We start from the raw sequence: 11887 nt of genomic DNA, 5'->3' as shown, positions 1-11887 counted from the left end.
GTCGACGGCGGCCTGCAGCTCGGCGTCGGTCAGCGCCAGGACGTGCAGCTGCTTGCCGGCGAGCGCGGCGTCGACGTCGGCGCGGCGGAAACGTCGGTGGCCACCGATAGTGCGGATGCAGGGCAGTCGTCCGGACTTGGCCCAGCGGATGACGGTCTTGGGGTCCACCCGGAACAAGTCGGCGACCTGGCCGGGGGTGAGCTCGTCTTGCGGGCTCGCGATACGGTTGGTCATGAACTCTGCGCCTTTCTCGGGCTTGGTTGAGGTGGCGGGGTCGTCAGCGGGCTCATCCGGTTGCGTCGGGTGGGCCCGCGGCGGTTTCAGGCGGAGGCCGGTTACTCGGCCGGGGCATTCTCGAACTGCTCGATCCAGGCGCGCGCCTTGCTCTCGCGGATCTTCAGTCGGCGGCCGATCGGGAAGAATTCGGGTCCTTTCCCAATGGCGCGGTAGTGGCGGAGGGTCTTGACCGGCACGCGGGCGAGTGCGGCCACTTCCTCGAAGGTGAGAAGGGGATCCTCCTCGCGGAGTACGGGGGTGGTGGTCATGTGCGGCTCCACATCTTCGGTGTTTGAATCTTCGAACATCAAGGGCGTGAAAAGGCTGGCCACGGGCTTGCCGATGGCCTCTGCGATGGCCTGGGCGGTGCTGGGCCTGCATCGGCGGTGGCCGCGCAGCAGTAGGGAAAGGAACTGCTTGGTAACGCCTGAAGCTCGGGCTAGTCGCACGGTGTCGAGTCCGGCAGAGGCCATGGCGGCGCGGAGTCCGGCCGGATCTCGGGGCGTCAGGGAGGACTCGGTCATCGGTTGCCTTTGCTTTCTGTCGTGCGATTAATCGCACAGTACCGACCGTTGCCGACGACTGTCTAGCACTCTCGCCGAGATTCTTAGAGACAGCACGCGTCGCTTACCGGTTAGTTCTGGTTTACTCGCCTCACTGGTTGACTGCATTACCGATCAGGTACAAAGAGGTGCGGGTGGTGATGTCCGAATCATCGACCGCCAGCGAGGAGGAGCAGCAGCATGCCGACGAGTGGTGGGACTCACGGCAGCGCCCCGGCAACCCCAGCAGACCGTCTCAGTGCCTTCGTCCGCGACTGGCTGACCGAACATGACGAGAGCACCCGCCGCCTGGCGGACAGGGCCATCGATCCCGAGACCAACTTTCAGCTCCAGCATGGATGGATCGCTAGCCTCGCCAGGGATCGTGTCCCTCGTGCGCCTGAGCTGTGGCGATTGCGTGCGCTGGCGGCTGGCATGGGTGTCCCGGTTCGGAGGCTGGCCGAGCTGGCGGCGGCTCAGTGGCTCGGCGTGGAGGTGGCAGAGGTGCCGGCCGGGGCGGATTCCGCGGTAGTCGTGACCGTTCCCGAAGGACTTTCCGAGGAGGATCGAGCTCGGTTCGTACGGATGGCGGAGGACTTGGCGCGCCACCTGACAGAATGACACTCCGTTACTGACCGGCAACGCGCACGTAACAATCGCAGTGATGTGCGAACTAACACACGACGCTCCCGCATCGGACGGTGAGAATCGGTCATCTCAGTTACTCCCCGTCATTTACCGGCACAGAGAGCGGTCGGTGCCTTATGTCTGTACTGATCTCCGTCAGCCTCGTCCCCCCTTGCTGCCTCATCGGCAGCCCTGTGAACACCGTGCACTTCCCCGGCCGCACGGAGTTCCGGATCGATCGCACCTCGGGGACCGACCCGCACCTCATCGCCGCACTCGATGCCATGGCTGGCCAGGCGCACAAGATTCTCGCCGAGCTGATCGACCCCCAGCATCCCCCCGCACTGAGATACCACCGCACCCGCGACGTCGACCTGTTCGACGTCGACTTCCAAGCCGAGCAGGTCGACGTCTACGTCAACAGTCGACTCATCCGGCGCCATATCGCCGAACACCTCGCGGCCCAAACCACTCACTACATCCGCACCCGCATCGCAGGCAGGAGAGACGACGATGGCTCATATAGCCAAGCTCTGCAACTGCCGTGACCCCAACGGAAAGAAGCTCGGCAAGAGCTGCCCCGATCTCGCCAAACGCCACCACGGCACCTGGTGGGCCCGCTACGAGGCGCCGCCAGGCCCCGACGGCAAGCGGCGCCGGCCGTGGGCCGGCCCGTACCCGACCAAGACCATCGCCGAGCAGGAGGCCAAGAAGCTGGAGACCGGCGCCGACAGCGGCAGGCCGGTCCCGGACCGCAAGGTCAAGGTCGGCGTATATCTGCAGGAGTGGCTGGACGGCAAGGCCAGTCTCAAGCCGTCCACGCGCCGCTCCTACCAAGAGCACATCGACCTGTACTACAAGCCCGGCGTTGGACACCTGAACCTGGTGGACCTGCGCGAGAGCCATCTGGAGAAGCTGTACGCCGCCATGCGGCAGATCAACAACCTGCCCGCCGGCGAAGAGCCCGGCGAGCTGCTGCGGCGGCTGGTGGCCGCCCGGAAGAAGGCCACCTGGACGCGTGACGGCGAGAACGGGCCAGGCCTGTGGCAGCGCCGTCGGCTGACCCCCGCACGGATCCGCCGCATCCACGCCACGATCTCCTCGGCCCTCGGTTCTGCCCACAAACGCAAGCTGATCGAGCACAATCCGGCGCCGCACGTCGAGCTGCCGAAGGTGCCGCGCCGGCGGCCGGTGGTGTGGACCGCGGCCCGCGTCGAGGCGTGGCGCAAGACGGGCAAGCGTCCCGCCTCGGTGATGGTGTGGACGCCGCAGATAGCGGGTGCGTTCCTCGACTTCTGCGAGGCGGAGGAAGAGCGGCTGTATCCGCTCTATCACCTGGTCGCCACCAGGGGTCTGCGCCGTGGTGAGGTGTGGGGGCTGGAATGGCCCAACGTCGATCTGGAGACCAAGGCGCTGGCGCTCCTCGAGGACGAGGAGGACGAGGACGACGGCGCCGAGGACGACGCTAGCCTCAAGAGCGAGTCCAGCTGGCGCACGGTGACTCTGGATGAGGAGAACGTGCGCCTGCTGAAGGCGTGGGCGATCCGGCAGAAGCGCGAGCGCCTGGCGGCGGGGGAGAAGTGGATCGACTCCGGTCGTGTGTTCACCGACGAGCTGGGCGCGCCGCTGAGGATCGACTACATCGGCGATCATTTCGACGTGCTCGTTAACCAGGCTGGGCTGCCGCCGATCCGGCTCCACGACCTGCGTCACTGCGCGGCGACGTTCATGCTCCTGGCGAAGGTGGACAAGAAGGTGGTGTCGGAGACCCTCGGGCACAAGCAGTACGCCTTCACTCAGGACATCTACACCAGCGTCGTGCCGGAGCTCGCCGAGGCGGCCGCGGAGGCGACGGTGGCGGTCATCCCGCGTCGGCGGAGGGAAGCGTGATGCGTCCTCAGGGACGCGTGATCGTTTGCGGGATGGTCTGGCAATGGTCTGCCAGCCCGGTTACCGATCTTTACCGGGGGGCTAGTTGACCAAGGGATGTGCTGGTAGGGCGCCCGGGGCTCGAACCCGGAACCTACGGATTAAAAGTCCGCAGCTCTGCCAATTGAGCTAACGCCCCCACGTACAGCAAGGGTACAGAGATTACTGCCCAGTACGCGACGCGGTTCCCGCCCCTCACAGTAACGGATCGACGCAGCCATCAGTTTCCTGACCGAACCAGAACCCGACGTCCAGGTCCAGGTCCAGGTCCACCCCGGTACGCGGGCCCGAGCCGAACGAGACACCCCGGGCGCACACGCGTGGTGAAGATCCGGGATCGAAGAACCCCGGCTCAACGGTACGCGGCGATCCCGGTGAGCGCCTCCCCGAGCACCAGCGTGTGAATTTCCTGGGTCCCTTCGTACGTCAGGACGCTCTCGAGGTTGTTCATGTGCCTGATCACCGGATACTCCAGCGTGATCCCGTTCCCTCCCAAGATGGACCGCGCCTGCCGGGCGATGTCCAGCGCCGCCCGTACGTTGGCCAGCTTGCCGAAGCTGATCTGCCGCGGCTCCAGCCGCCCCGCGTCCTTCAGCTCCCCGAGATGCAGCGCGGTAAGACCGGCCTGGGCCAGCCCCACGTACATCCAGGCCAGTTTCTCCTGCGTCAGCTGGAACGCCCCGATCGGCTTGTCGAACTGAACGCGGGTCTTCGCGTACTCGACGGCCGACTCCAGGCACGCGCGCGCGGCGCCCACCACGCCCCACACGATGCCGAAGCGGGCCTCCGACAGGCACGACAGCGGCCCCTTCAAGCCGACGACCCCCGGAAGCACAGCGGACTCGGGCAGACGCACATCGTCGAAGTAGAGGGATGAGGTGATGGAGGCGCGAAGGGACAACTTCTTGTGGATCTCGGGGGCGGAGAAGCCGGGGCTGGACGTGGGCACGACGAAGCCGCGGATGCCCTCGTCGGTCTGCGCCCAGACCACGGCCACGTCGGCGATCGAGCCGTTGGTGATCCACATCTTGCTGCCGTTCAGGATCCAGTCGGATCCGTCTTTCTTGGCGTACGTCCGCATGCCGGCTGGATCGGACCCATGGTCCGGCTCCGTCAGGCCGAAGCAGCCGATCGCCTCGCCGGCGGACATCCGGGGCAGCCACTCATCCTTCTGCTCATCCGAGCCGTACCGCCAGATCGGGAACATGGCCAGCGAACCCTGGACGGACACGAACGAACGCAGCCCGGAATCGCCCGCCTCCAGCTCCCGGCAGGCCACGCCGTACGACACCGCGTCCGTTCCGGCGCAGCCGTACCCCTGCAGGTGCATGCCGAGCAGGCCGAGCGAGCCGAGCTCGGGCGCGAGGTCGCGCGCCGGGAAGGTGGCCTCCTCGAACCAGTCCCCGACGTGCGGGAGGATGCGGTCGGAGACGAAGGATCTGACCGTGTCGCGGATCAGCCGCTGGTCGGCGTTGAGCCGCTCGTCGAGGCGAAGCAGGTCGTCCATCTCGGATCCTCTCCTTACACGTAAGGGGTTACCAGGGTTCTACCAGGGGGAATCCCGATGTGCTAACACCGGGTACGCGGGCAGTCTTGAGACATGAGCGAATACCACGAGCACAACGTCAAGAAACTCCGCCGCACCGAGAAGGGCCGGATCGTCGCGGGCGTCTGCTCCGGCATCGGGGAGTACGTCGGCATCGACGCGAACATGATCCGCATCGCGCTGGCGATCGCGACGCTGTTCGGCGGCCTGGGCGTGGGTGTCTACGCGATCGGCTGGCTCCTCATGCCGGACGAGCACAGCGACACCTCGATCGTGCAGGACCTGATCAGCAAGTCGCAGAACCGCGGCACGAGCACCGACTGGAGCGGCGAGCACAAGCCCCAGTCATGATGAGGCCACGGCCCGGGCAGGCACCCGGGCGGTCTTGTCCCCCCGAGACTCGGTCCAGACCATGGCGAGCGCGGCCGCGCAGGTGACCCCGGTGATCCCGGCCAGCGCGACCACCGGCTCAGGACCGAGTCTCTCCGCCGCGAACCCACCCACCAAGATCCCGATCCCCTGGACGGCCATCAGGCCCGACTGCACGATCCCGAACGCCTGGGCGCGACGTTCGGGCGGAACGGACTGGACGAAGGCGGCATTGGCCGCGAGTTGGTACGCCCCGCCGATCCCCGACAGAAACCACGCCGCCAGCACCACGGCCAGCGACGGCCGCATCGCGGTCACGACCAGGGGCGCGCAGCTCAGCATGGCCATCCAGCCCATGAGCCGCAGCCGCCCCGGCGGTGACACGAACCTGCTGAAAAGGAACGCCCCCACCACCGTCCCGGTCGGCATGGCCGCCATGAGCAGCCCGGTGATCACGGGGACCGGCAAGGTGCCCGTGTAGAGCTTGGCCGCGTACGGCACGGCGATGCCTTCGGGGAGCACATAGAAGCCGCACAACCAGGCGAACAGAACGAGCGTCCGCAGCTTCCTCGACCCGAAGACGAGCCTGGCTCCCGCCCTGGTCATGGTCCACATGGACGGCTTCGAGCCGTCGTCGTGGGCGGCGCGCCGGCGGCGGACGCCGGAAATCAGGATCAGCGCGGAGCCGAGGAACGTCGCCGCGTCGAGGGCGAGTGCCCGGTACGGGCCCATCGTGGCGATCATCGCTCCGCCCGCCGCGAAACCGAGCATCTGAACGGCCTGGTTCGTCATGTTCTGGAGGGCCGAGCCGATGACGTATCTGTCGCCTGCCAGGATTTCCGGCAGCAACGCCGCCCGCGCGGCCGAGAACGGCGCGCTGAGCAGCACCACGAGGAACACCAGCGTGCACAACGCCCAGAACGGTATGCCGGGCACCGCCATCACGGCCACCAGCCCTGCTCGCAGCAGATCGCAGGTCAGCATGACGGCCCGGCGCGGGAACCGGTCCGCAAGCCCCGCCAGCAGCGGGCCGCCGACGATCGAGGGAAGGTACGTCAGCGCGTAGACGCTCGCCGTGGCCAGGGCCGAGTGCGTGCGGTTGTAGACCAGCACGGCGAGGGCGACCTGCGCGAGCTGGTCGCCGAGGAGCGACAGGCCCTGGCCGTACCAGAGTGCCCGGAACTCCCGGATGGCGATGACTTCCCGATAAGTGGCTTGGTGTAGGTCCGCACGTCGATGCCGTCCCGGCGCCCGTCGCGCCCGCATGGCCCCCATTGGACTCCGATGTGCCTGACTCAGGGTGTTCGCTATGTCACCTAAGGTGCCTGATCACTATGTCAGCCGCAACCCAAAGAAGCGAACCCAAGGCAAAGGGTTACCAACCCAGCTCGTGGAGCCTTGCGTCATCGATCCCGAAGTGGTGCCCGACCTCGTGCACGACCGTGATGCGCACCTCGTCGATCACGTCGTCCTCGGAATCGCAAATTTGGCAGATGGGATTGCGGTAGATCTCGATGCGGTCGGGCAGGACTCCTGAGTACCAGTCGCCGCGTTCGGTGAGGGGGACACCGGTGTACAGGCCGAGCAGGTGGGGCTCCGGCGGATCATCGACCACAACGACGACGACATTGCTCATGGCTGCCGCGAGGTCGGCGGGAATCGTGTCCAACGCTTCGGCCACGAGTTCCTCGAACTTCTCCCGCGATACCTCGATCACACCTGCCATTCTGCCCCGACGGTCAGGTAAGCAAGAAACCATATGAAGTTTCTCCACAGGTCAACGGCAATCCTTCGATCGAGGCCGTCGAGGGTGGCGGCGGTGCTGCTCGTGGCCGCCGTGGGCGCGTGGCTGGGGATCTTCTTCAGCGGCACCGTACGTGCTCAGGTGGGTCCCGTCGAGACCGGCATGTCCCTCCGGCCGGCCTGGAACGGCGAGACGGTCGTGGACGCCAGCCCGCTCGGCACGCTCACGTTCCGCACCCACGACGCGCCGCTGCGGCTGCGCATCACGCTCGAGAACATCGACCAGCAGCGCGCGAGGGCCTTCATCGAGGATCCGCGCCTGGCCGACCGGCTGCCCCAGCTCATCGAGAGCGATCTGCTGGACGGCGTGCGGGCCCTCGCCATCCGCTCGCTCCTGTGCGCCGGCGCCGGGGCGCTGCTCGCGGTCCTGATGGTGTTCAGACGCCCGCGCGTGGCGCTGCTGGGCCTCCTGGCGGCCTCGGTGGCGCTCACCGGGACCGCCGCGCTCGCCGCGCTCACCTTCCGCCCGAACTCGCTCGTGGAGCCCCGCTATTCGGGCCTGGTCGCCGCCGCGCCGTCTCTGGTGGGCAGCGCGGAGGCGATCGTGACGCGTTTCGAGTCGTACCGGTCCCAGCTCACCAAACTTGTGACGAACGTCTCAAAGCTCTACGACACGGTCTCCACCCTCCCCCTGTACGACGCCGACCCTAGATCCATCCGGGTCCTCCATGTCTCCGATATCCACATCAACCCGATCGCCTGGAACGTCATCCGCTCGCTCAAGGACCAGTTCGCCGTGGACCTGATCATCGACTCGGGCGATATTTCCGACCATGGCACCAAGGCTGAGAACAAGTTCCTCGACGAGATCGGCCGCCTCGGGGTCCCGTACGTGTACGTACGCGGCAACCACGACTCCATGACCACCCAGAAAGCGGTCGAGAAGCAGAAGAACGCCGTGGTCCTGGACAACAAGACCCAAACAGTGGCCGGCCTGTCCATCTACGGCCTGGGCGATCCCCGCTTCACCCCTGACCTGTCGGTGGCCGTCGACTCGAACCCGGCGACTCTGGCGCGATTCGCCCGCGCTCACCTCGCCAAGGTCGGCAAGGCCGACGTGGTGGCCGTACACGACCCGGACGTCGGCAAGGGCTTCAGCGGCGCCGCGCCCATGATCCTCGCCGGCCACACCCATGAACGTAAGACGACCATGCTGCCGTCCGGCACCCGCATGCTCATCCAGGGCTCCACCGGGGGCGCCGGCCTGCGCGCCCTCGAACACGCCCAGCCCACCCCGGTCCAGGCCTCGGTCCTGTACTTCGACAAGGAGACCAAACGTCTGCAGGCGTGGGACGACATCACGCTGGGCGGGCTGGGGGAGCAGTCGGTGTACATCCAGCGTCACGTGGAGCCCGACCCACATCGTATGATTTCCCCAGAGCCAACGAACGCCCCGTCGCCAACGGGATCGGTCAGCGGCACGCCATCGCCGAACGCCGGTCCGCCACTTTGGCATCAGAGGCAATCGTCCCCTATGCTTCAGAGGTCTCCGACGGAAGGCGGCAGGGAATCCTGAGCCCCCATCGTCTAGCGGCCTAGGACACCGCCCTTTCAAGGCGGCGGCACGGGTTCGAATCCCGTTGGGGGCACTGCGAGCGCCTAGCGCACCGCGAAACGGCTGGTCGAAGACCACCGCAGAGCTGGTAAGCTAAGCGAGCGCAAACAGCACGAAACGCAAGGTCCTGTAGAGCAGTTTGGAGTGCTCGCCACCCTGTCAAGGTGGAGGTCGCGGGTTCAAGTCCCGTCAGGACCGCTCTAGGTCAGGTAGCTCAGTTGGTACGAGCGTCCGCCTGAAAAGCGGAAGGTCGGCGGTTCGACCCCGCCCCTGACCACAGCAACTGACCAGCCAAGATGCCCCGAAGCGAAGATCGCTCCGGGGCGTTTTTGTGTCTGTGACAACAACACTGACAACAGCGTCGCCGCCCCTGCTGCTGGGCCCGTCCATGGCAGGCTGATGCTCGTGTGGTTACCTCCTTGGCCTGCGGCGAAGGATCCGGATCACGGTACGGTGTTGCCCAGGGCGCTTCGGACAGTTCGCCCCCCACATCACTGATGAGGTCGCCTTCTACCGGGCGATGGGAGAGGCGATCAACGGGCCTGGCGGCTACTTCGGCCGGAATCTCGATGCGCTGGACGACTGCCTGCGGTCCTTAACTGGCCGTTCTCCTGTCACGGGGAACGGCCAGTGATGTTGTGAGTCACGCGAGTCATCCGGTCATTTCTGGAGCTTCCGGGCAGCGGTCAGGACCAGGTGGGCGGTGTTCTCGGCTGCCGCGAACTGACCGGCCATGACACGAATCGGCACCCGGACAGGCCACCACCTGCTCGTCACCCGAACTAGTGGGGATCTTGATTGCCTTCAGAGGCGTCTTCGACGGTTTCCGGCGTGATCAGTTCTACCTCGTTCTCCGTCAGTGCGTCCAAAAGATCAAGCGGTGGGGTGGAGTCTGTGACGAGGTAGTCGGCGCCCCCGAGTTCGGACACCTGGGCGAAGAGCCGGCGACCGAACTTGGACGAGTCAGCCAGGATCGCCACGCGCGCCGCCCGAGAGATCATCTCTCGCATCATCGCCGCCTCGGCGAGGTTGCTCGTCGTGTACCCGGCGGCCGCTGAAACGGCGCCGACCCCGATCAACGCCAGATCGCAGCTGATGTCCAGCTCGCTTCCGTCGGACGCCTGGAAGCTGACGGGGCCGATGGTGGTCAGCGTGAGAGTGCGGACTGCGCCGCCGAAGAAGTACACGTCGCGGACGGCTGAGGGCGACAGTGCCGGGGGCACGAGCAGACTGTTCGTCACCACTGTCAGGTCCCGATGGTCGCGCAGGTTCCGGGCCACGGCAAGCGTAGTCGTACCGCCGTTCATCATGACGACTGACCCATCTTTGACCAGTGACGCGGCAAGTACCGCAATCTTCTCCTTCTCGCGTTCTTCCATCTTGAGCCGCACGTCCACGGCCCGGTCGACCCGGGAAAGGGTCGACTGACTGACCGCTCCGCCATAGGTGCGGACCAAGACGCCGTCGGCGCTGAGCTGGTCCAAGTCCCGCCGGATCGTGTCGATGGAGACGCCGAAGCGCTCTGCGAGTGCGCTGACCGTGACCTGCCCGGCCTCTGCGACGTATGCCGCCAGTTGGGCTTTACGTCCTGCAGGTAGACGACGCTGCCGATCCTCTTCGTCAAGAGTCACTGACCCTCCCATCTCTGCGGTAGTTGCGCTACAGACCAACGCAACAGAGGAGTAACACCGGCCTAGAACTGCAGACTACCGCATATCCCTGCTCCTTCCGGGCAAGATGCTGCCACTCCAGGAAGGCTGGCCGACAGAGGTCTCCTCTGTTAGCACACCTCTTCTGTTGTGTGCCGAACTGTGCGGTTTATAGCCGGATTCTGCGGTACTAGGTCTTGTAGGATCGCGTGATGCGTTGTTAATGTGGCGGAAATCGGCAAAGAGCGGTAACACCTGCACAGCAAGGAGGTCGCGATGACCGGAGGCAGCACCCGGTTGCAGGGCCGGACAAGGCGACTACTCGGGGTGATGGCGGTGGCGGTGATCGGCGCCACGGTCGTGGGGTGTGGTTCTAACTCGGGATCAAGCGCGGGATCAAGCGGGGACGGGACCGTCACGCTGGAGTTTGCGCAGTGGTGGGCGCCGGAGCTGCCGGCGGGATCGTTCGACAAGCTCATGTCGGAATTCACCGCGCAGAACCCGACCATCAAGGTCAAGCTGTTGAGTGGTCCGTACGCGTCCACGAAGCAGCAGTTGGTGTCCGGAGCGGCGTCGAGGACGCTGCCTGATGTTGTGGGCCTCGACGGTGCATGGGTGAGCGACTTCGCCAAGCAGGGTGCCATCGCTGACCTGTCCGAGCTCATGGCAGCTGCGAAGTACGACTCAAGCCAGCTCGCGAGCCAGATACAGGTCAAGGGGAAGACCTACATGATCCCCGTCGTGAACTTCGTCTACCCCCTGTTCGTCAACAACGATCTGCTCTCGAAGGCGGGGATCAAGACGCCTCCGAGCACGCGCACGGAGTTCTTGGAGGCGGCCAAGAAGATCAGCGCACTTGGCGGCAACGTCAAAGGCTGGGCCCTGCCACTCGACACCGCTGTTCCCAACGGCGTCCAGAATGACGTGATGTCATGGCTGTGGGCATCGGGCGGCAGCATGCTCACCAAGGACGGGAAGCCCGATCTGACCGGCCAAGGCGTCAAGAGCACCGTGGAGTACGTCAAGAGCCTGAACGACGCGGGCGTCATCTCGCCCGGAGCACTCACCATGAAAGAGCAGGACAAGGTCGAGAAGTTCTCCACCGGTCAGGTCGGCATGGTGATCGATTCCTTGGCCCACATCACGCTGATCAAGAAGAACAATCCCAAGTTGGACTTCACGGTGGTGCCGGTCCCGGCCGAGGACAGCTACACCGGCAAGCGCGGCATCCCGTACGCGTCCTGGGGCATCGGCGTCGCCGAGTCCTCGGAACACAAGACCGAGGCGTTCAAGCTGGTCCAGTTCTTGATGAACAAGCAGGCGAATGCGCAGCTGAGCACGTTGGCGAACGGCTTCCCTGGCAACAAGACGGCCGAGCCGGACTTCAGCAAGAGTGACCCGCTGTTCAAGACGGCCTTCGACATCTACAAGGCGGGGTATCCCGCCAACGAGTTCGTGGGGTTGCCCATCCGCGTCAGAGCTAATGAACCAGTCCCGGTCCGAAACACCTATCAGCCGCGGGTAGTTTGATCACCCGTTGGAAGAGGTTGGAGCAGGTGGCAGGACCACAGCAGGACCCCAAGCAGTCCCC

General features: G+C 65.7%; 11 protein-coding genes, 4 tRNA genes and 1 pseudogene. 9 read left to right on the top strand and 7 right to left on the bottom strand.

The features are described from left to right. Positions 1–54: 54 nt before the first annotated feature. Together ACTWQA_RS38660 and ACTWQA_RS38655 are read right to left on the bottom strand one after the other, a co-directional pair. Positions 55–234, bottom strand: a pseudogene (locus tag ACTWQA_RS38660) (BldC family transcriptional regulator); the annotation flags it as partial. 101 nt (positions 235–335) lie between these two features. Beyond that, the gene (locus ACTWQA_RS38655) at positions 336–800 is read right to left on the bottom strand and encodes a helix-turn-helix domain-containing protein (RefSeq protein WP_443163887.1); all 465 of its coding nucleotides are present in this window, start codon (positions 798–800) and stop codon (positions 336–338) included. A gap of 839 nt (positions 801–1639) precedes the next feature. On the opposite strand from ACTWQA_RS38655, the gene ACTWQA_RS38650 reads away from it, so the two are divergent. Then, a complete protein-coding gene (locus ACTWQA_RS38650) occupies positions 1640–1993 on the top strand; it encodes a hypothetical protein (RefSeq protein ID WP_443163886.1) in 354 nt (117 codons plus the stop codon). Next, positions 1959–3335, top strand: a complete 1377-nt coding sequence (locus ACTWQA_RS38645) for a tyrosine-type recombinase/integrase (RefSeq protein ID WP_443163885.1) — start codon at positions 1959–1961, stop codon at positions 3333–3335. Before ACTWQA_RS38650 ends, ACTWQA_RS38645 begins: the two co-directional genes overlap by 35 nt. A gap of 102 nt (positions 3336–3437) precedes the next feature. Here ACTWQA_RS38645 and ACTWQA_RS38640 read toward each other — a convergent pair. Together ACTWQA_RS38640 and ACTWQA_RS38635 are read right to left on the bottom strand one after the other, a co-directional pair. Further along, a tRNA-Lys gene (locus ACTWQA_RS38640) sits at positions 3438–3513 on the bottom strand. 213 nt (positions 3514–3726) lie between these two features. Further along, the gene (locus ACTWQA_RS38635; protein WP_443163884.1) at positions 3727–4881 is read right to left on the bottom strand and encodes an acyl-CoA dehydrogenase family protein; all 1155 of its coding nucleotides are present in this window, start codon (positions 4879–4881) and stop codon (positions 3727–3729) included. Between the two features lie 93 nt (positions 4882–4974). Here ACTWQA_RS38635 and ACTWQA_RS38630 point away from each other — a divergent pair, with 93 nt between their 5' ends. Continuing rightward, entirely contained in the window at positions 4975–5271 is a 297-nt protein-coding gene (locus tag ACTWQA_RS38630) for a PspC domain-containing protein (RefSeq protein WP_305923233.1), read from the top strand. Here the strand turns inward: ACTWQA_RS38630 and ACTWQA_RS38625 are convergent. Beyond that, positions 5266–6555 (bottom strand): MFS transporter, encoded by a 1290-nt coding sequence (locus ACTWQA_RS38625; protein WP_443163883.1) that lies wholly within the window; start codon positions 6553–6555, stop codon positions 5266–5268. The two genes, ACTWQA_RS38630 and ACTWQA_RS38625, sit on opposite strands and share 6 nt — an antisense overlap. 109 nt (positions 6556–6664) lie before the next feature. Continuing rightward, entirely contained in the window at positions 6665–7015 is a 351-nt protein-coding gene (locus ACTWQA_RS38620) for a metallopeptidase family protein (protein ID WP_371825932.1), read from the bottom strand. Between the two features lie 93 nt (positions 7016–7108). Here ACTWQA_RS38620 and ACTWQA_RS38615 point away from each other — a divergent pair, with 93 nt between their 5' ends. The 5 genes from ACTWQA_RS38615 to ACTWQA_RS38595 all read left to right on the top strand — a co-directional run bounded on the left by ACTWQA_RS38615 (position 7109) and on the right by ACTWQA_RS38595 (position 9281). After that, a complete protein-coding gene (locus ACTWQA_RS38615) occupies positions 7109–8608 on the top strand; it encodes a metallophosphoesterase family protein (protein ID WP_443163882.1) in 1500 nt (499 codons plus the stop codon). Beyond that, positions 8609–8681, top strand: a tRNA-Glu gene (locus ACTWQA_RS38610). 89 nt (positions 8682–8770) lie between these two features. Next, positions 8771–8845 (top strand) — tRNA-Asp (locus ACTWQA_RS38605). A gap of 5 nt (positions 8846–8850) precedes the next feature. Continuing rightward, positions 8851–8924 (top strand) — tRNA-Phe (locus ACTWQA_RS38600). Between the two features lie 147 nt (positions 8925–9071). Continuing rightward, positions 9072–9281, top strand: coding sequence for a barstar family protein (locus ACTWQA_RS38595; protein ID WP_443164009.1), 210 nt, complete (start codon positions 9072–9074; stop codon positions 9279–9281). Between the two features lie 148 nt (positions 9282–9429). On the opposite strand, the gene ACTWQA_RS38590 is transcribed toward ACTWQA_RS38595, so the two are convergent. Beyond that, positions 9430–10278 (bottom strand): DeoR/GlpR family DNA-binding transcription regulator, encoded by an 849-nt coding sequence (locus ACTWQA_RS38590; RefSeq protein ID WP_443163881.1) that lies wholly within the window; start codon positions 10276–10278, stop codon positions 9430–9432. Positions 10279–10632: 354 nt separating this feature from the next. Here ACTWQA_RS38590 and ACTWQA_RS38585 point away from each other — a divergent pair, with 354 nt between their 5' ends. Next, entirely contained in the window at positions 10633–11826 is a 1194-nt protein-coding gene (locus ACTWQA_RS38585) for an ABC transporter substrate-binding protein (RefSeq protein WP_443163880.1), read from the top strand. The last annotated feature ends 61 nt before the right edge of the window (positions 11827–11887 follow it).

Source organism: Nonomuraea sp. 10N515B (assembly GCF_052245915.1).
Classification (GTDB): domain Bacteria; phylum Actinomycetota; class Actinomycetes; order Streptosporangiales; family Streptosporangiaceae; genus Nonomuraea.
This window is presented reverse-complemented; position numbering and strand designations above follow the sequence as displayed.